The organism is Erysipelothrix rhusiopathiae (assembly GCF_900637845.1).
GTDB classification, from domain to species: Bacteria; Bacillota_I; Bacilli_A; order Erysipelotrichales; family Erysipelotrichaceae; genus Erysipelothrix; species Erysipelothrix rhusiopathiae.
On sequence record NZ_LR134439.1, the window covers coordinates 575,360 to 594,522 of the forward strand.

Annotated in this window: 18 protein-coding genes; 11 read left to right on the forward strand and 7 right to left on the reverse strand. The window is 37.2% G+C overall.

Features of this window, described 5'->3' with window-relative positions:
- Positions 1-89: 89 nt before the first annotated feature.
- Positions 90-536 carry a hypothetical protein gene (locus EL194_RS02770; protein ID WP_003775064.1) on the reverse strand — a complete coding sequence of 149 codons (447 nt, stop codon included), beginning with the start codon at positions 534-536 and terminating at the stop codon, positions 90-92.
- Between the two features lie 154 nt (positions 537-690).
- Between EL194_RS02770 and EL194_RS02775 the strand changes: the two genes are divergently transcribed.
- Positions 691-2,043: a hypothetical protein gene (locus EL194_RS02775; RefSeq protein ID WP_003775067.1), complete on the forward strand. Its 1,353-nt coding sequence runs from the start codon at positions 691-693 to the stop codon at positions 2,041-2,043.
- A 69-nt stretch (positions 2,044-2,112) separates the two neighbouring features.
- On the forward strand, positions 2,113-3,012 hold the full coding sequence (locus tag EL194_RS02780; RefSeq protein WP_003775069.1) for a hypothetical protein: 900 nt from the start codon (positions 2,113-2,115) through the stop codon (positions 3,010-3,012).
- A gap of 58 nt (positions 3,013-3,070) precedes the next feature.
- Here the strand turns inward: EL194_RS02780 and EL194_RS02785 are convergent, their stop codons facing one another.
- Complete coding sequence (locus EL194_RS02785) at positions 3,071-3,283, reverse strand: hypothetical protein (protein WP_003775071.1); 213 nt, start codon at positions 3,281-3,283, stop codon at positions 3,071-3,073.
- Between the two features lie 10 nt (positions 3,284-3,293).
- Complete coding sequence (locus EL194_RS02790) at positions 3,294-3,704, reverse strand: hypothetical protein (RefSeq protein WP_003775073.1); 411 nt, start codon at positions 3,702-3,704, stop codon at positions 3,294-3,296.
- A 97-nt stretch (positions 3,705-3,801) separates the two neighbouring features.
- Here EL194_RS02790 and EL194_RS02795 point away from each other — a divergent pair, with 97 nt between their 5' ends.
- The 4 genes from EL194_RS02795 (at position 3,802) to EL194_RS02810 (ending at position 9,643) form a co-directional block, all read left to right on the forward strand.
- Entirely contained in the window at positions 3,802-4,977 is a 1,176-nt protein-coding gene (locus EL194_RS02795) for a MalY/PatB family protein (protein ID WP_003775075.1), read from the forward strand.
- A 50-nt stretch (positions 4,978-5,027) separates the two neighbouring features.
- Positions 5,028-6,200 (forward strand): BaiN/RdsA family NAD(P)/FAD-dependent oxidoreductase, encoded by a 1,173-nt coding sequence (locus EL194_RS02800; protein ID WP_034886739.1) that lies wholly within the window; start codon positions 5,028-5,030, stop codon positions 6,198-6,200.
- Positions 6,201-6,306: 106 nt separating this feature from the next.
- Positions 6,307-7,428: a hypothetical protein gene (locus EL194_RS02805; RefSeq protein ID WP_003775079.1), complete on the forward strand. Its 1,122-nt coding sequence runs from the start codon at positions 6,307-6,309 to the stop codon at positions 7,426-7,428.
- A 91-nt stretch (positions 7,429-7,519) separates the two neighbouring features.
- Positions 7,520-9,643: a hypothetical protein gene (locus EL194_RS02810; RefSeq protein WP_003775080.1), complete on the forward strand. Its 2,124-nt coding sequence runs from the start codon at positions 7,520-7,522 to the stop codon at positions 9,641-9,643.
- A gap of 328 nt (positions 9,644-9,971) precedes the next feature.
- On the opposite strand, the gene EL194_RS02815 is transcribed toward EL194_RS02810, so the two are convergent.
- From EL194_RS02815 to EL194_RS02830, 4 genes are all read right to left on the reverse strand, one after another.
- Positions 9,972-10,613: an RpiB/LacA/LacB family sugar-phosphate isomerase gene (locus EL194_RS02815; RefSeq protein WP_013853184.1), complete on the reverse strand. Its 642-nt coding sequence runs from the start codon at positions 10,611-10,613 to the stop codon at positions 9,972-9,974.
- 74 nt (positions 10,614-10,687) lie between these two features.
- Complete coding sequence (locus EL194_RS02820) at positions 10,688-11,482, reverse strand: gluconate 5-dehydrogenase (protein ID WP_003775084.1); 795 nt, start codon at positions 11,480-11,482, stop codon at positions 10,688-10,690.
- Between the two features lie 14 nt (positions 11,483-11,496).
- Positions 11,497-12,519 (reverse strand): sugar kinase, encoded by a 1,023-nt coding sequence (locus EL194_RS02825; RefSeq protein ID WP_003775086.1) that lies wholly within the window; start codon positions 12,517-12,519, stop codon positions 11,497-11,499.
- A 13-nt stretch (positions 12,520-12,532) separates the two neighbouring features.
- Complete coding sequence (locus tag EL194_RS02830; protein ID WP_003775088.1) at positions 12,533-13,510, reverse strand: bifunctional 4-hydroxy-2-oxoglutarate aldolase/2-dehydro-3-deoxy-phosphogluconate aldolase; 978 nt, start codon at positions 13,508-13,510, stop codon at positions 12,533-12,535.
- Positions 13,511-13,782: 272 nt separating this feature from the next.
- Here EL194_RS02830 and EL194_RS02835 point away from each other — a divergent pair, with 272 nt between their 5' ends.
- The 5 genes from EL194_RS02835 (at position 13,783) to EL194_RS02855 (ending at position 19,115) form a co-directional block, all read left to right on the forward strand.
- Positions 13,783-14,979 carry a glycoside hydrolase family 88 protein gene (locus EL194_RS02835; protein ID WP_003775090.1) on the forward strand — a complete coding sequence of 399 codons (1,197 nt, stop codon included), beginning with the start codon at positions 13,783-13,785 and terminating at the stop codon, positions 14,977-14,979.
- A 14-nt stretch (positions 14,980-14,993) separates the two neighbouring features.
- Positions 14,994-15,482, forward strand: coding sequence for a PTS sugar transporter subunit IIB (locus EL194_RS02840; protein WP_003775092.1), 489 nt, complete (start codon positions 14,994-14,996; stop codon positions 15,480-15,482).
- A gap of 52 nt (positions 15,483-15,534) precedes the next feature.
- Complete coding sequence (locus EL194_RS02845) at positions 15,535-16,332, forward strand: PTS mannose/fructose/sorbose/N-acetylgalactosamine transporter subunit IIC (RefSeq protein WP_003775094.1); 798 nt, start codon at positions 15,535-15,537, stop codon at positions 16,330-16,332.
- Positions 16,319-17,134, forward strand: a complete 816-nt coding sequence (locus tag EL194_RS02850; protein WP_003775095.1) for a PTS system mannose/fructose/sorbose family transporter subunit IID — start codon at positions 16,319-16,321, stop codon at positions 17,132-17,134. The genes EL194_RS02845 and EL194_RS02850 overlap by 14 nt, the downstream gene beginning before the upstream one ends.
- Positions 17,135-17,198: 64 nt before the next feature.
- Positions 17,199-19,115, forward strand: a complete 1,917-nt coding sequence (locus EL194_RS02855; RefSeq protein WP_003775098.1) for an alginate lyase family protein — start codon at positions 17,199-17,201, stop codon at positions 19,113-19,115.
- The last annotated feature ends 48 nt before the right edge of the window (positions 19,116-19,163 follow it).

Consider the following 19,163-nt stretch of genomic DNA (forward strand, 5'->3'; position numbering starts at 1 on the left):
AGAATCCCCCCCTATGTATGTAAATTATAGGGGGGACGTGTGATATTTATGTGCAAAAAAAACACTAAAGTGTTGTACTTTAGTGCCGCTTACGCGCCTTTAACCAAATCAAAGGCTTTTTGAGTGATGGTATCCATAATAGAACCACGTGTTTCTTCTTTGACATCTTGTGCAGATAAGGCATCATTTAAATCATTCACAACATCAAACGATTTATTGCGAATCATTGTTTCCATAAGTGATTTTACGACTTTTACGCCGGTATCAACACTTAATTGTGATGTAATGGTTTTGATTATTACATCGAAGAATTGATTTCCTTGTGTACTATCCGTTTTTGTGAAATGAGATAGTGCTTGGTTCATCAGATTTTGGACTAAATCTTCTTGACTTGTTTTCTTCAACATCTCCATAACCATTGCGGAAGGATTATTTGCTAGACCCATTAAGGACTTCACATCGAAGTTATCCATCAAAGCATCTGTTGTTTCGTCTTGCGGTAGAAATTGCTTCACTAAATCTTTTAAATTTGCCATATTGGTCTCCTTGTTTTATCTATTATAACGGATTAAAACATGAACAATGAGTGAAACGCTAGAAAAATCATGAAATTATTACCCAACCTTTGTTGAGAATCATCAAGAGCTTCAAAATATTGATATAATAAGACTAATATTTGAGGGGATATTTATGAAGAAGATAACACATATTTGGTTTTTTCTTGCAGTGCTTGCAGGTGGATTTACCGCGCTTATAATACCAGAAAGAAGGATTACAGGTCTTTACTTCTCAACTGTTTTCTTGAGTTTAGGTTATATTCCACATGGGGTTTTTGAACTCAAAATGGAATATGGAACGCAAGATCCTTGGTACCACGAGGCAACCTTGAAAGCTGTATTGCTTTTTATTGCGTTTAAATACAGAAATATAACAACGTATCGTGAACTCGGTACACTTGTTTTTGCTTTCTTTGTTTTGTGGATTACGTATAAAAAACTCTTTGGAATTCGTATTGATTATCGTCGTAAACGTCGGGCAGAAACGCATTCGTCCCGAGAACTAAAATTAACCCGTAGCGATTATGTGCACAATGAAGGTTCATCATCAACTTGCGAAGCAAATCCAAATCAACCAAATCTTGAAAGACTCATACATCAATTTGTTTTGGAGTATCAAGACTTATCATCTTTGAGTCTGGTTCAAATTGGAAGACTTTATGCGTATCATGAAGCGAATGGCTTGGATGTATTTCCTTTGCATCAACTCGTTGTAACGATAGCACTCGCACATAAGAAAACGAAAGATATGGCGATGTTTTATCGTGCAATTGAGTGGAAGGATATTCTAAGGTTTTTAAAGCGAAATTTAGATCAAGATGTCTACCGTGAATTTCGGAAAACATACCGCATGCATCACGATAATTTTAAGTACAGACAAGCATTTCTCATGACTGATGTTTCAAGTTTTTCGTTACTGAATAACGTTCTCACGAATAAACATGATGAAAACATCTATTTAACGCAACATAGCCTCTCTGACCAAATATTAGTTTCTAGCTTTGTAGCTTATGCAATCAATGCTATTTTTATTATGGATCGAATGGGTAAATACATCTATTCCACATCGGATTTGGGAGTGTATCTATTAAATAATGAGAATCCTGAAGAACCTGTTGGAACCATGTGTTCACACGAAAAAATCGAATTATTGGAACTGTTTTCGGATGTATTACCCGGTATAACGGCGTGTTTTTTAGACCTCGTTCTCAAATCATTTTTTGAAAAGCAAAATGCATTAACTTGGGACTATCAGATAACAGCAGATTTAGATTTATTTGCGAATATGAAGAAACAAGTAACCGATAAAGTTTTAGCGGATTCTAGACAAGCACCAACCATTGCATTTGAATGGGCGATGTTGATGAAACATTCTTCCAAGCTGACTTCCGTATCACTGTGGGATTTATTACGTTTTTCATCGACACTCTCATCATTTGAGACAATGTATATTCGGGAATGGCAAGAAAACGCAATGAACCCATAAAATTAAGATGATTATCAAAGACGCCGGAAATAAAACTTGTTATAATGAGGAAGATTAAGGAGGACTTATATGCGAAAATTTAAATTTAAATGGCTTCTTTTAGTCAGTGCTCTTGTTTATGCGTATTACTCATTTTTCTATAAGTCACCTGAAACTGGAATGCCATTTGCGCTTCTTACGATTTTGCTTTCATGGTTTGTTCTGGAGTGTTATTTTGAATTCTTGTATAAAAAACGAAAGTTAACTTTCAAATTCAGTGAACGAATTATTATCGGGTCATCCTCAATTTTAATGATGATTGGGATTACCGGTGGGAATTTAGGCATGTTGTCTCGTTATCATCTTGTAATATTCACAAGTCTATGGCTTGGACTCTTGATACTGAGTGCGGTGTATTTATTACATCATGTGGATGTTGACCCACGTAGCCGTGTTTTAAAAATGTTTGTGGAACAAATGAACCAGGTTTCCGAATTTGGTCTGCAAAGGATGCATGCGCTTTATCAAGCGATGGTTTTGACCGCACCGAAATTCCCCATTGATAATCTTGTATTGACGCTCTATGCAGACCTAATACAGTACGATCATCTTAATTTCGAGATACCCTCTCAAAAATTAGAACACTTTATCAGTCACAATGTTCCTCAAAATCAAATCATCGAACTGTTGAATCATCATAAACTTGAAAATCATTTTGAAGGCATTCAAGAAAGTATTGGGAAGACACTGAAAGATGTTCTTGAAGATGGAACGTTTGAAGTGACGGGTGTATCTCCACTCTATATGATGGTTGTATTTGCCTACACCTTTAATGAAATTCTTATTGTTGATCGTATGGGTATGGATGTGTTTTCTTATCAGGTTCAAAGTTCTGAAAATACATCGAAAAAAACACCGTATCATAAATCGCTTCAACGAAATGATGCCTTTGGTATTTTACGTTTGTTGCGTGAAAAGTCTATAGACTAGCAGATAACTTGAAACAAAAACCCCCATATTCATCACCAAAGTGAATATGGGGGTTTTATTAAGACCCTATTTGCTTATAAACCAAGATAATTTCGCGATCATAATGTTTTGCCGTCCAACCCGCTAAACGCTCACGTGAAGTACGGTTTGCATGGGAATGCCCGAGATACTCAATATCATCTTGATTAATGAATAATTCCATTTGTTTTAAGGCGTCTAATGGTTCTTCGTCTAAACTACTGTGGTCTTGGAAAACTTTAGTTTTAATCATATAACCTCCTCTAAGATTGATGATTGATTGTTCTTATAATATTCTCAGTACAGCGCATCATTTCACGTAATGCTTCTTTTGCTTCCGCAATATTTCCTTGTATTAAGAAATCAGCATAAAGATTATCAAAGAAATAATGTGAAATGGTATGGAACGGTTTTACATCAATGATGTTTGGCCTACTTTGATTAAAGGTTTCCAGTTCACATTCAAATTGGCGTGCCAAATCTTTTACATGTGCAAGATTTACTTCAGCGGATTCAATTTTATGATATTTTGTGTATGTCATATAATAATTTCCACTTAAAAGATCCAATAAGCCCCAATTAGAAGCACCATCCATCGTTGAGAGTGCATTTTCAAGTGCTTTCCTTAAATCATTGCCCACACGTATGAGTTCATCACTAAGATTTTGTTGCATGAGAATCACCTCTTGTAAATGTATTATACCATAAGATTTTTGCTGTTATTCACACAACATTGTGAAGATATTGTTAAAGTAGGAACAGGAGGTTCATATGGAAAATTTCAAAACGATACGCAATCGACGTGATGACCGTTCCTATAAGTGGATGGAGATGGATCAAAGTGCTCCACATCACGGTGACGATGCGTTCCCTTTTACAGTAGCAGATGTAGATTTCTTTCATCCTAAAGCATTAACAGAAGGATTAAAAGATTATCTTGATGATATGGTTTTTGGTTATACTGCACCAAGTAATGCGTATTATGATGCTGTTATTCGTTGGTATCAAAGACGCCACCAATGGCATTTAAAACTAGATTGGATTCTTCAAGCCCCAGGTGTTGTCGTAGCGATTAATAATGCCCTCAAGGCCTTTACACGTACCGGAGATGGCGTCTTGATTATGACCCCAGTTTATTATCCCTTTAAGCGAAGTATTGAAAATTTAGATCGAAAGGTTGTTGAGACAAAACTTGTGGAAGTGGATGATGTCATGGTGATTGATTTCAAGGATTTTGAAGCAAAGGCTTCAGATGAAAATACGAAAGTGCTTTTATTATGCAGTCCGCATAATCCAGTTGGGCGTGTATGGAGTCATCATGAACTAAGTCGCATCGAAGCAATTTGTTCGAAACATAATGTTTTAGTGTTTGCAGATGAGATTCACGGTGATTTGATCATGCCAGGCTATACCTTTATTCCGTATGCATCATTAAGCGATAAAGCCTGCAGTCATACGATTACGTTTGCTTCCGCAAGCAAGTCGTTTAATCTTGCAGGGCTTCAAAATGCGCATGTGATTATCGCATCGGAATCGTTAAGAAATCAGTATAAAGAGCATGTTTCTCGTGCCAGTGGGTCGTTAAGTACTAATATTTTGGGATTAGCTGCAACACAAATTGCGTACACTCAATGTGAAACGTGGTTTGATGAATTTGTTGAACTGATTGCTCAGAATCATCACTTGGTTCAAACATTTGTCGAGAAAGAACAACTCCCCATTCGTGTTTTTCCTCTTGAAGGGACTTATCTTCAATGGCTTGATTTCCGAGATGTTGGTTTTTCTGAAGATGTATTAATAGAGAAATTGATAGCACACGATGTGTTTTTAAGTAATGGTTCAAAATTTGGGGATTCGGGAGATGGATTTATGCGCATGAATCTTGCTTGTCCTCAGTCAATTTTAGAAGCTGCGCTCAAGCGAATCCAATCTGCTATTCAAGAGTGATGAATTCATCACTCTTTTTATGTATAATAAGAGAAAGATTGGAGTTTTATATGAAAAATATTGTTGTTATTGGAGGCGGTCCATCGGGGATGATGGCTGCAATTTCTGCTAAGATAAATCATCCTCAAGCTCATGTTATATTACTTGAACGCAATGAACGATTAGGAAAAAAATTACGGATGACCGGAGGGGGACGCTGTAATGTTACCGCAAATGTAAGCAATGAAGAGGTTATTAAGCATGTGCCCAAAAATGGTAAATTCTTGTTTTCGAGTTTAACGAATTTTAACCCACAAAGCATTCAATCCTTTTTCCCTGAAAATGGTTGTCCTTTAAAAATTGAAGATCATCATCGTGTATTTCCAGAAAGTAACAAGTCTCAAGATATTGTAGAGGCATTGAATCGTAAGCTTTTGAATTCAGATGTTGAGGTTCATTTACATGCCTTTGTAACAGGGATCGACACTGCAAGTCAAGTTGTTCTTACTGAGACACGAAAATTTCCTTATGACCATCTAATTCTTGCAACAGGAAGTCGTACACTTCCTGGAACGGGTTCGGATGGAAACGGTTATGAACTTTCTAAATCACTGGGTCACTCAATTACAGATCTTGTACCTGCAGAAGTTCCTTTGGTTTCTAATGATCTTTTTGTTCAAGAGAAAACGTTACAAGGTTTATCGTTTCATGATGTAACGGTTCACGTGTATAAAGGTACTAAGATTAAACACAGTATTACTCATGATCTATTGTTTACTCATTTTGGAATTTCAGGTCCCGCTGCTTTACGTGCAAGTTTTTATGTTATGCGTATCTTAGATAAAGAGAATCCTGTAAACTTAAGCATTGATTTTTTACCGAAGATTTCGTTAGAGCAATTACAAGCTCAAGAAGACTGGGAAGCCTTTGTTCAAGAACAAGGCATTCCAAAGCGTTTACTCGCTTATTTTAAAACATTTTGCAAAGGGGATCATGAAATCATTCAAACCCTTAAAAAATTCCCAATGACGGTTTATGCTACACGAGGATTTGCACATGCATTTGTGACGAATGGTGGCGTTAATCTAAAAGAAATTGATCCAAAGACGATGCGTTCTAAGATTAATCCAACGATTTCTTTCTGTGGCGAGTTGATGGACTATAACGCCTACACAGGTGGTTTCAATATAACTTCAGCATTTTCAACAGGTTATACAGCAGGACTTTTTGCACTTGAAGATTAGTACACTACGGTGTACTTTTTCTTTGTTCATTAAAAGTATTGTAAAGGACAGTATATAGGTACAATATCAATTCATTCCATGCTATTATTATAGAAAAGGAGGCCGTATGTCACAACAAAATCAAAATAATCGTACTGTACCATCGTCATCTGTTGATAAGACACAAACCTTTTTGCCGAGTGATTCCAATAAGAATCGTACCCGTTGGATCATAATCTTATTGATTCTTGGTTTTATTTCGGTGGGTGGTTATTTTCTTTGGGATCATGTCTATCGTATCACGAAAATTGATCCGTTTGAGAATGTGAGTGTTCGGTTCCAAGGTGATGGTGAAGGTGCGACTGGCTTTATTGAAATCAATAAGAAGTTAATCGAATCAGATCCACAACTAAATCGTGTGCATAAGGCAATTAAATATTCTCTTGAACCGAATCAGGATTTGAAAATTGGCGATCGGGTCGTCCTAAAAGCGAAAGTACCAGAATCGACACAACGCTTTATGGATTCAAATAAACTTCTATTTACGGATACCGAAAAGGTTTTTGTAGTTCAGGAAATTCATAACGAAGTGGTCTTTGATCCTTTCGATGGTTTTAAGTTAAGATTCAGCGGATCCAATGGTGAAGGTATTGCGGAAATGGATACTTCCGGTGTTCTGTTAGCGGATGATGTTATGTCTGAATTGTTTTCGATGTTAGATTATTCAATTGTGAATCCAAGTGATTTATCGATTGGTGACTCGGTGACGGTGACGGTTAAACCTTCGACAGCAGGTAAGACCTTTATGTTAGAACACAGAATTATGCTCGCACAAACAAGTATGGCTTTTGATGTGGATACCTTGGCTAAAGTTCCGAAGAATACAGATGAGATTAATAATCTAGATCGTCTTCGTATTGACGCGAAGAAGCGGGTTGAGGATACGGTTAATGCGGATACGCAAGAGGTTTATGTCTGTTATGGCATTTTACCTAAGAATATTGCGAATGCTCGAGATCGTGATTCTCAACAAGCTTATGTGAATGGAACTTTAATGTTTGTTTATCAGTATGAGTATAATAATCGAATGTTTGCGATCGCTTCAGGCTATACCAACTTGATGTTGGAGAGGGATTTAATAGATGAGTCGATGTTGATGCCAATGCAACCTGTCTCATACCAACAGTCGCTTGAAAATGTATTGCTGGAACTTCAGGATAATAATCTTACGTGTTCACCGACTTCTTAATGCCTTCGGGCATTTTTTTTGCATGAGCGGTTTTGATTTAAGATTGATTAATGAAATTCGGTGCTATACTTGTCGTCGAAAGGAGTTAGTAATGAAAATCAAAGCACTACTATTAATGATTTTTTGTATGATGCTTGCGCTTCCCATTGCAGCAGATGATGGGATGGATGATGCAGCACGTCAGCATTTATGGAACAAATATACAATTCCAGCTGATAGTTTTAGACCGGTAATCCAAATTTTTGAGGATGGTTCACAGACTTTTGTCTGTGATAAAGTTGAGTTAAACTACTACTATACGCTTCTAGAAGATGATTTGGATGAGGGGATTGATAACTACCAAAACTATGCTTACATTATTGATACAGCACGCGAAGAACCAGTAATTCGAACGAATCGTTATGATATGCGAGGTATTTTGCGTAAACAAAAGATTACAATACCTCAATTAGATCTAACACGTCCTAAAAGACTTCCATTTAAAATTAGAAGTCTAAAGAAAGATGAAGGCATGACCCAGTGGTATGTCGATGTCAATGATGATTTTCGTGGTGTTCAAAAAGATGGAAAGGGTATGGTTGGCTACGATCTTTATTTAAGTCCATTTCATCTTGAAAATTATGAACACAACAATCTACTTTTTAATGAACTTGTTGATGTAACCGTTTCGGTGATACGGGCTCAAGATGGCAAAGAACCGGATATTAAACGGTATACCTTAACAAAGTCCAAACCTCTAATCACATTTGAAGGTGGTCGGATCGAAGTTAGTCATGAACAAGGAATGAAACACATTCGTTTGGTTGATGATGGTACATTTGGTTACGGTCAGCTCAAATTTGAGGTGGAAGGAAGCGGTGCTTCCATAACAAAAGACCCAGACAAACCCTTAGATGATTTACCAATGGGACTAAGAGCTCGATTTGATTTGTTTGATTCAAAACGCAAAAGTATTCGTTTTAATGAGTTGGATGAAGTGCGTATTTTAGAAGAACATAACACACCACGAGGAACGGTTGTACATCATGTTTATAGTGATGACCGGAACTATGGATGTAGTTTAACGGATTTGAAACAGAAACATGATAAGTATGTTGATACGATTGTAAATCGTATGGTGAATCGATTCAATCAACTTGATGAAAGTAAAAAGCAAAGTTTACTTGAAAAACATGACGTTAAAACAAGTCAAGATTTGGCGGATTTAATGGAGCATTACGACCTTAATATTTATCCTTTTGAACTCAATACAAAGAATGATTTATTTCCGCAACAGGGAGCGTCAAATACCGCTTTGAAGGATGTTGAGGAATCAACTGAGATAAGTTCAAAAGAAATGAAAGTTCCAGTAGGAAAAATCCAGTCTGATAATCATCAGCAATCAGACTTAATCTCTGAAAAAACAAAAGACCTGCAAACTGAACCTCTACCAGGTAACGTCACATTAGATGCTTCAAAACCAAGCGAGTCCAAGTCTATACAAATAGGGGCGATAAAGGACACAGAGCAAATAATGGAGAAAAATCATGACATGCATACAGAATCTTCGCTTTCAAATGCGGTAACAAATGAGCCCAAACCAAGTGCTTCTAAAACATTCGTTTCTACCCAAGTAGAGCCGAACAAAGAGATAAAATTGATATCACCTTCAATGGATATGAAAATGAATCGGTTGATTCAAAATGAGGAGGTCATGCCTGAGAGTCATTCACATCTCGAACAACTATTACCTAAATTTAGACCATTTGAGTCGGTAGTTAAAGATGGAATCGTAACAAACCAACAGGATAATTCTGAACCTATATTGATGCGAAGTCCTAGGTACGTAGACTCTAAGCCTGCGAATAAAACACATGATTCCTTAATGTATCATGTAGTTAAAGAAGACAAAGATATGGACGTTAATACAAGTAGTTCACAGGCATTAAAACAAAGTATACCGCAAGATGTGGAAAGTCCTGTTCTAATGAACTTGATGCATAAGCAGGCGGTAGAACATTTAAATGATCCAAATCATCAGGACTTAGAAGTACAAGCGCCTCTTTCACATGAAGTACAAAAGGGCACTGAATATTCAAAGAATACAAGAGACGATCTAAAACCTCTTCACAGTAAGCCAAAATACCTACCGGCAACCGGAGTGCCTGAGCAATCATCATGGTTACTCGGATCTTTACTTTGCATTCTCGGAATCCTATTCCGTCATAAACGATAAAAAAAAAGACCCAGGAAGCAGGGTCTTTTTCAATTATTATATTATGTGTACTTTCTACTAAGACGGGATATAGTAGGAAGTATTGCGCTTACTGATAGCAGTGTAATTAAGGAAGAGCGACGTAAACGTCTATCTGCTATCATATCTAAACCTTAACTATATCGGAGAATTAAGGCTTAGTTGACCTTCTGCGATTGGAAGCCGGTAGAAGGGCACTGAATTGTGATAAAGGAGAAATTACAAGTTGTAAGACACAGATTCAGTGTAATATTTGGAGAAATGTTTATACGAACGATTTGTGGAGCCTTCGTATAAATTAATTATTTTATTAAGCAGCTAATACTGAAGTAAGGTATTCAGCGATTTCTGCATCTTGACAGCTTGCAAAGAATAATTCTTTGAATTCAGGGTAGTCAATTGTTTCTTTTAAGAAGTCTTGATCGATTTCTTTAAGAATTTTGATTAATGGTTGGTGTGTAACTTCTTTAACACCATCTAAGATTTTTTTGTTGCGTTGTTCAGGGATAACGCGATCTTTAGGATATCCACCACCAAATGATTCTGAGAATAATTTTTCGAATGTGTAGTTAAGGTTTAATTCTCCACCCCAACCGAATCCTTGTGCAAATGGCATTGCAATACAGTTACCATCGTTTACTTGACCGAATAGGTAAGCGTCTAATGGGTTTGTAACGTGTCCGCAAAGTACATTTGGGAATGAGTTACATGCTAACATAGCACCTTGACCTGTTCCACAACCTGTAACAACAAAGTCTACTGCTTTTGTAGTTAATAAGATTGAAGCAAGAAGTCCGTTTTTAACATATGTTAATTGGTGTTCTTGTTCACCGTTGTACATACCGTAGTTTACAACTGTGTGCCCAGCTTTTTCAGCTTCTTGTGTTAATGATGCTAAGATAATTCCGTTTTTAGCAGCTTGTGAGTTTTCGTTAATTAATGCAATTTTCATATTAAATCCTCTTTCTAATAACCCACGTGGTGTGTCCACCACGTGGCGTTCGATACATCGTTTAAATGTTCAATCTATGCTGGTTGTTTACCAATGTAAGCTAAGATACCACCATCAACGTAAAGGATGTGTCCGTTTACGAAGTCTGATGCTTCTGAAGCTAAGAATACAGCAGGTCCCATTAAATCTTCTGGTTTACCCCAACGTGCAGCTGGTGTTTTTGAAATAATGAAGCTGTTGAATGGATGTCCATCAACGCGTAATGGAGCTGTTTGAGGTGTTTCAATATAACCAGGTCCAATTCCATTACATTGAATATTGTGTTCACCGTATTCTGATGCAATATTCTTAGTAAGCATTTTTAAACCACCTTTAGCAGCAGCATAAGCACTTACAGTTTCACGTCCAAGTTCACTCATCATTGAACAGATGTTAATGATTTTACCGTGTCCTTTTTCGATCATTGAAGGAAGTACAGCTTTTGACATGATGAATGGTCCGTTAAGGTCGATGTCAATAACTTGACGCCAATCTTCAACTGACATTTCGATCATTGGTACACGTTTGATGATTCCTGCGTTGTTTACAAGAATATCGATTGTTCCAACTTCTGTTTCAATTTGTTTGATCATTGCTGTAACTTGTTCTTCATTTGTTACGTCACATACATAACCATGAGCTTTAATGCCTTCTGCTTCGTATGCTGCAAGTCCTTTGTTTACAAGGTCTTGATTAATATCGTTAAATACGATTGTTGCGCCTGCTTCAGCATATCCTTGAGCTAAAGCAAAACCAATTCCGTATGATGCTCCTGTTACAAGAGCGATTTTTCCGTCTAAACGGAAGTTTTCCATTTTAAAGTTACTCATATTTAATTCCTTTCCTATCGTTGTACACGACCTGAACCGTCACCTTTAGCAAGTGTTTCCACTTCCTGAACAGTAACACGGTTGTAATCACCCTCTACAGAGTGTTTTAGACAGCTAGCTGCTGTAGCAAATTCAATTGCATCTTGCGGTGTATAATCATGTAGCATTGAATAAATTAATCCAGCACCGAATGAGTCTCCACCACCAACGCGGTCTACAATACGAACGTTATATTTCTTTGAGAAATAAGCTTGATCGCCTGTATAAAGCATTGTTGACCAATTGTTATCACTTGCTGAGATGCTTTCACGTAATGTGATTGCAACTGCTTTAAAGTTAAAGCGCTCGTGAAGTTGTTTTGCAACATCAATATAACCATCATGGTTGATTTCACCTGTTGTGATATCTGTGTTTGAAGCTGAAATTCCAAATACATCGTGTGAATCTTCTTCGTTTGCGATGACAACATCAACATACTCCATTAATTCACCCATTGTTTTATTTGCTTGTTCATTACTCCATAACTTCTTACGGAAGTTAAGATCACAACTCACAGTTAAACCGTGTTTTTTAGCTGCTTTTGCAGCTTGTAGTGTAATTTCGGCTACGTTTTCACCTAAAGCAGGTGTGATTCCTGTGGTATGGAACCAGTCATAACCTTCAAAAATTGCATCCCAGTCAAAATCTTCTGGCTTTGCTTCAGCGATTGCGGAATGTGCACGGTCATAAACAACTTGACTTGCACGTTGTGAAGCACCTTTTTCCAAGAAGTAGATACCTACACGATCACCACCACGTGTGATCTTGCTTGTATCAACACCATAACGACGTAAATCGTTAACAGCGTTTTGTCCAATTGCGTGGGTTGGTAATTTTGTTACAAATGCTGCGTCCACTCCAAAGTTTGAAAGTGAAACAGCAACGTTTGCTTCGCCACCGCCGTAAGTCGCTTGATATCGATCAGCTTGCGAAAAACGGAGGTAACCTTCTGGAGCAAGACGAAGCATAATTTCTCCAAATGTAATTACTTTTTTCATTTAAATACCCTCTCTACATCTTCACGTCAGGATTGATCAAATGAATGGCAAATCCTGCGATTTCTTTATCTAAGTATGCAAAGTTGATTTTGTTTGTTTTCTTGTTGCGAGTAATTGTTTCTTCTACAACATGGATACCTTTTTTCTCTAATTGATACAGAGCACGTTCTGGGTAAGGGGTGTAAATTCCAAAGTGTCCGTGTTTGCCACGTCCCACTGAGTTTAGGAATTCAAAACCACGACCTGCGAAATGACTCTTAGGTTTTCCATAATACTTAAATCCAAACAAATTACATAATACTTCAGCATTTTCTTTGGCTTCTTCACTAGTGTTGTTATTGAAACCAATATGAATTAATTCATATGATAACAATGCATCCACTGCTTCACGACTAAGGCGTTCAACGGTATCCCAATCTTTAGCTGCAATCGCATCAGCAGGTAACATGAAGCTACCACCAATAGCATTAATGCAAGGTAAAGCTAAGTAATCATGCATGTTCTTAGCATTAATTCCGCCTGTTGGCATAAATGTAATGTCAGCATACGGTGCACTGAGGTCTTTGATCTTCTTAGCACCACCACTTGATTCTGCAGGGAAGAACTTAACGTTTGTCAATCCGTAAGAGATTGCTGTTTCAAGTTCTGATGCTGTAGAAATTCCAGGTAATACAAGAACATCATTTTCAACACACCATTTCACAACGTCATGATTAAATCCAGGTGTTACAATGAACTGTGCCCCAGCCTTGATTGCAGTTTCGGCTTGGGAAACTGATGAGACAGTACCCGCTCCAATTAACATATCTGGTAATTCTTTAGCGATGATTTCGATTCCGGGTAACGCAAATTCACTTCGGAATGTGATTTCCATACAATCGATGCCACCGTTATAAAGTGCTTGTGCCATTGGCAATGCATCTTCGATTTCAGTTATTTTAACTACGGGAACGATACCGATTTTTTCAACTCTATTTAAAACTTCACTCATATAGTAGTCTCCCTTTTATTTTGACCAATGTCCAGTCGGTCTCTAGCAAACCAGCTAAGACAATAATAGGTGAGTAAACCGGTTTTGTCAACTGGTTTACTAAAAAAATAAAGTTTCGCCTATATATAAGGACTAAATTGTGAAAAAAATGATAATTTCACATGAAAGCGGTTAGATTTATTAAAAAAAACCGTTGACATGACAAAAATCAAGGGCTATAATGCGTATGTCCAGTAAACCAGTTTATAAACGTTTTTCAAGGAGGTACTTACATGGAAAAGCATATTAAGCAAGTGACCATTGAGCCAATCCGCGATATTGATATTTTCAAGAATGCAACACTGCTTACAAAAGAAGAAGTGAAGCAAGCAATTGAAGATACCATTAAGAAGATTGATCTCAATATGGAGCACATTGGTGAGCGCTTCCCATGGTCAGCAACAAAAGATCTGAAATATCCGATCATCGATAATATCGAATGGACAGACGGATTTTGGACTGGTCTATTGTGGTTGGCGTATGAATACACAGGTGATGAGAAGTATCGTGAGCTCGCAGATAAAAATGTTGATTCTTTCCACCACCGTGTTGTAAATGATATTGAAATTGATCACCATGATCTTGGATTCTTATATTCATTATCATGTGTGGCAAGTTACAAACTAACAGGTTCTGAAAAAGCGAAAGAAGCTGCTGTTTTAGCGGCTGATAAGCTCATTACCCGTTGGCAAGAAAAAGGTGAGTTTATACAAGCCTGGGGCGAGTATAACAATCCTGAGCATTACCGTTTCATTATTGATTGCTTATTGAACATCCCATTATTATATTGGGCAACAGAAGTAACGGGTGATGACAAATATGCGAATATCGCAGAGCGTCATTTCTACACGAGCTGTCAATACGTAATTCGTGATGATGCAAGTGCGTTCCACACATTCTACATGGATCCTGAAACAGGTGGTCCAGTACGTGGTGCTACACGTCAAGGTTATAACGATGAGTCATCCTGGGCAAGAGGCCAAGCTTGGGGTGTTTATGGAATTCCATTAAACTACCGTTATACACATGAAGATGAAGTGTTCCCACTACACGAAGGAATGACAAATTATTTCTTAAACCGTTTACCAAAAGATTTCGTATGTTATTGGGATCTCATCTTTACAGATGGTGATGATCAATCACGCGATTCAAGTGCTGCAGCAATTGCAGTATGTGGTATGCTAGAAATGATCAAATATATGAAGAATGATGAACTTAAAACTGTGTATGAGGGAGCATCACACACAATCTTAAGATCGTTGATCGACAACTATACAAAAACAACACATGAACCAGGAAATCCAGTGCTTTATCACGGTGTCTATTCATGGCACAGTGGAAAAGGTGTGGATGAAGGAAACATCTGGGGCGACTACTATTATTTAGAAGCTCTAATGCGTCTTTATAAAGACTGGGAATTGTATTGGTAAGAAAGAGGTAAATTATGAGTACTCCAAATATTGTAATGACACGTATCGATGAACGTCTCGTTCACGGTCAAGGTCAGCTTTGGATTAAATCACTTGGCGTTAACACCGTTATCGTGGCAAATGATGAAGCTGCACAAGATGTCATGGCTCAGACTCTCATGAAAACTGTAATTCCAAAATCAGTTGCAATGCGTTTCTTCCCCGTTGACAAAGTTATCGAAGTTATTCATAAAGCGTCACCACAACAAACAATTTTCTTGATTGTTAAGGATACAAAAGATGCTTTACGTTTAGTTGAAGGTGGTGTTCCAATTTCAGAGATCAATATTGGAAACATTCACAATTGTGAAGGCAAAGAAAAAGTTACACGTTCAATCTTCTTAGGTGAAGATGATAAAGACTGCCTAAGAAAAATGGTAGCAAAAGATATTGCTTTCAACACTCAAACAACACCTAATGGTGGAGACGGTGCAGCACCAGTTGACATCCGTAAATATATTTAAGCATTAAGGCAATAACTATTTATTTCTAAAAGGAAAAGAGAGGAATTTAATAATGAATATTACATTATTTCAAGCGATACTAATCGGTCTATGGACTGCATTCTGTTACGCAGGTATGTTATGGGGTATCTACTCAAACCGTGCTTTATTCTTAGCATTTGGTGTTGGGTTAATCTTAAACGGAAGTCACCCAGGTGCACTTCAAACAGCTTTACAAGTAGGTGCTATTTCTGAATTAGCATTTATGGGATTCGGTGTTGGAGCCGGAGGAACTGTTCCACCTAACCCAATCGGTCCTGGTATCATCGGTACATTGATGGCAATTACAAACTCATCAATTACACCTGAAAGTGCATTAGCATTGTCAATTCCATTTGCTGTTGCAATTCAATTCTTACAAACATTTGTTTACACAATCCGCGCTGGTGCTCCTGAGAGTGCTGCAAAAGCATTAGAAAACAAAGATTTCAAGAAATTCCGTATGACTACAAACTTTACAGTATTACTATTTGCTATCGTAGGTTTCCTATTAGGATTCTTGGGTGCTTACAGTATGGAACTTTTAACACAACTTGTTGAATTAATCCCAGCATGGTTATTAAAAGGTTTAAACGTTGCTGGTGGTATGTTACCTGCAATTGGATTCGCAATGATCTTATCTGTAATGGTTAAGAAAGAATTAATTCCATTCGTAATCTTAGGTTATGTATGTGCAGCTTACTTCCAATTACCAGTAATCGGTATTGCTTTAGTAGGTGCTATCTTTGCAGTGAAACAATACAATGATTCACAAAACACAGTAAATGTATCAGGAACAGAAGTGGAGGCAGGTAACGATGACTGGATCTAATAAATTAACTAAAAAAGATTATTTCAAAACAACAGCACGTTCATACTTTTTACAAAATGGATTTAACTACAGTAACTACCAAGGTCTTGGTTATGCTTTAGTTCTATACCCAGCTTTAAGAAAAGTACATACAAATGATGATGATTTCGCAGCAGCACTTGGTGCAAACTGTGAATTCTATAACACAAACCCTCAATTACTTCCTTTCATTACATCATTACACTTAGTAATGGCTGATGAAGGACGTCCTGAGTCAGAAATTCGTCCAATCAAGATGGCTTTAATGGGTCCTCTTGCTGGTATTGGTGATTCATTATCACAATTTGCGATTGCACCTTTATTCTCAACAATCTTTGCATCACTTGCAATGGATGGTGTTGCAATTGCTCCACTACTATTCTTAATCACTATTAACGCTGTATTATTCGGTATTCGTTACGGAATGGGTGTTTATGGTTATAAAGTTGGTACAAGCATTATTGATAAATTAAGTGAAAAGATGGAACAAATCTCAACAGCGGCAAACATTGTTGGTGTTACAGTTATTTCAGGTCTTGCAGCCACATTTGTTAAGATGAAAGTTGATATTTCATTCGCAGCTGGAGAAATCCAAGAAGGTGTTAAACAATCAACAGTTAACATCCAAGGTCTTTTAGACAAAGTTGCTCCTGCATTGTTACCAATGCTTTATACAGGTTTAATGTACTATCTAATTAAGAAAAAAGGTTGGAATACATACAAACTTGTTATTCTTACAGTAGTACTTGGTGTTGCCTTAAGCTTCTTCGGAATCTTAGCTTAGTATTTAACTTTAGAGAGCTACTTCGATAAGTAGTTCTCTTTTTTATTCATAAGGAGAACATAAGATGGTAAAGAATTCTTTATATCAAACAATTGAACATAAATCACAAAAACTTGATCTAGAACGTTTAAAATTATTATATGATTTTAAGAAAAATGATGTGGTCGCTTATGCAGATCAACTGATGATGAATATCTTTACATTCACTCGTGATTGGGATATGGAGCCATGTGATACACCTTACACCTTAAATCCATTTGGGTGGACAACCACACCAAATGGCGATGATGAGTGGATATTTATGTTGAATCGAATGGATTATCTTCCATTATTAGTAATGGCTACGGTATTGACGGATGATTTAAAATATATTAAACATGCCCACGATTTGGTATCGAATTGGATTGGTGCCCATACACCACTTACATCCGGTCCATCAACACGCACGCTTGACACTGCAATGCGTATGAATAACTGGTTGGATTTATGCCCTTATTTAAAGGTCTATAATCTTCTGGATGAGGCAAGTTTTAAGTTGATTGAATCAAGTCTTGAAACCCAAGCATTGTATCTCAAAGATCATTATCTAACTAAGTATACCTTAAGTAATTGGGGAAGTATTCAGACTTGTGTTTTAGCGAAGTATCTTGGATGGTTACAAACAGATGCGGATTTAGGGTTTAAAGCATGGATTGAAGATGAAATCACCACACAATTTGAAATCCAAGTCTATCCCGATGGGATGCATTGGGAACAATCAACGATGTATCATGTTGAAGTTTTAAATTATGGTTTAAAAGCGTTGCCATACGTAAACAATCAAGAAGGATTAAAACATACTCTCGATAAAATGGCTTATGCCCTGTATTATCAAGCAACACCTCATAATGACATGATTGCTTATGGTGATAGTGATCGAACGATGTTGAGTGGTATCATGGGAACTTGCGCAGTTGCTTTAGATAATCCGCTTTATAAATCACGTGCGAATTCAGTTCTTGATTTTGAAGTGTGTTATGCCTATGGTGTTCAAGCTCAAGATGAATTTGATGCGTTTGAGATGGAAGTACCGATCTCACTAAATTATGATGGTGAGGACAGTGGTATTTATACAACTCGCAGTCACTGGGGTACGGATGCGCATTTCACCATGTTTACAAATGGTTCTTTAGGAAGTGGTCATGGACATGCAGATAATCTTCATGTTTCTACGTATTTCCGAGGAAAACCTGTCTTGGTTGATCCCGGTCGTTTAACCTATCGAGAAGATGATCCTCGACGGATGCATTTAAAAGGTATGGAAAGCCATAATACTGTAATTTTGGATGGAAAACCATCTGCAGTACCGGATACATCATGGACGTATGCTTCTTTTTATAAGCCACTTAAAAATTATGTCCGCCATGATGGAAACTGTCATTATTATGAGGGTGCTCTTCTTGCGAAGGATTCGGTGCATCAACGTAAGCTTATTGTGATTGATGACGGTATTTGGATAATTGTAGATGCGATACAAGCTCAAGGAAGCCATGTTGCTACAATGAAGTATCACTTAGATGAATCATTAGTGTATCAAAATGGTATAATAGAGTTCGAAGATGAAACAAAATTGAATGTCATAAGCACGCAAGCAATTGAGCTTACATCGGATGTCATTGCATATACCTACAACAAACCATCGACACACCCTGTTTTAGTCCAAGAACAGCGCTTTGAGGATGAATGCGTTAATGTTACATTATTTGTAGATCCAAAATGGGATGTTAAACGAATTCCTATTCTTCAAAATGGTGATACGCCCATCGATGATACTCGTGGCTGTGCTTACAGTTTTAAAGCAGAGGGCGAGGAAATTGAAGTTAGTGTGCTTCATGAAGAGATCTGGCAAGGTAAGAAAATTATGTATTGTAATGGCAAACCGTTCCATGCGAAATGTGTTATACGCTCAAATCGCTTTGGACAAAAGGTTATGCGCGCTTAATTGTGAAAGTTAACAACTTGTTAATCGGTTTACTTAGTAATATAATAA

Bases quoted from the DNA above. Each gene is read 5' to 3' on its own strand.
- EL194_RS02770 (WP_003775064.1), bottom strand. From the start codon at position 536: ATGGCAAATTTAAAAGATTTAGTGAAGCAATTTCTACCGCAAGACGAA.
- EL194_RS02775 (WP_003775067.1), top strand. From the start codon at position 691: ATGAAGAAGATAACACATATTTGGTTTTTTCTTGCAGTGCTTGCAGGT.
- EL194_RS02780 (WP_003775069.1), top strand. From the start codon at position 2,113: ATGCGAAAATTTAAATTTAAATGGCTTCTTTTAGTCAGTGCTCTTGTT.
- EL194_RS02785 (WP_003775071.1), bottom strand. From the start codon at position 3,283: ATGATTAAAACTAAAGTTTTCCAAGACCACAGTAGTTTAGACGAAGAA.
- EL194_RS02790 (WP_003775073.1), bottom strand. From the start codon at position 3,704: ATGCAACAAAATCTTAGTGATGAACTCATACGTGTGGGCAATGATTTA.
- EL194_RS02795 (WP_003775075.1), top strand. From the start codon at position 3,802: ATGGAAAATTTCAAAACGATACGCAATCGACGTGATGACCGTTCCTAT.
- EL194_RS02800 (WP_034886739.1), top strand. From the start codon at position 5,028: ATGAAAAATATTGTTGTTATTGGAGGCGGTCCATCGGGGATGATGGCT.
- EL194_RS02805 (WP_003775079.1), top strand. From the start codon at position 6,307: ATGTCACAACAAAATCAAAATAATCGTACTGTACCATCGTCATCTGTT.
- EL194_RS02810 (WP_003775080.1), top strand. From the start codon at position 7,520: ATGAAAATCAAAGCACTACTATTAATGATTTTTTGTATGATGCTTGCG.
- EL194_RS02815 (WP_013853184.1), bottom strand. From the start codon at position 10,613: ATGAAAATTGCATTAATTAACGAAAACTCACAAGCTGCTAAAAACGGA.
- EL194_RS02820 (WP_003775084.1), bottom strand. From the start codon at position 11,482: ATGAGTAACTTTAAAATGGAAAACTTCCGTTTAGACGGAAAAATCGCT.
- EL194_RS02825 (WP_003775086.1), bottom strand. From the start codon at position 12,519: ATGAAAAAAGTAATTACATTTGGAGAAATTATGCTTCGTCTTGCTCCA.
- EL194_RS02830 (WP_003775088.1), bottom strand. From the start codon at position 13,510: ATGAGTGAAGTTTTAAATAGAGTTGAAAAAATCGGTATCGTTCCCGTA.
- EL194_RS02835 (WP_003775090.1), top strand. From the start codon at position 13,783: ATGGAAAAGCATATTAAGCAAGTGACCATTGAGCCAATCCGCGATATT.
- EL194_RS02840 (WP_003775092.1), top strand. From the start codon at position 14,994: ATGAGTACTCCAAATATTGTAATGACACGTATCGATGAACGTCTCGTT.
- EL194_RS02845 (WP_003775094.1), top strand. From the start codon at position 15,535: ATGAATATTACATTATTTCAAGCGATACTAATCGGTCTATGGACTGCA.
- EL194_RS02850 (WP_003775095.1), top strand. From the start codon at position 16,319: ATGACTGGATCTAATAAATTAACTAAAAAAGATTATTTCAAAACAACA.
- EL194_RS02855 (WP_003775098.1), top strand. From the start codon at position 17,199: ATGGTAAAGAATTCTTTATATCAAACAATTGAACATAAATCACAAAAA.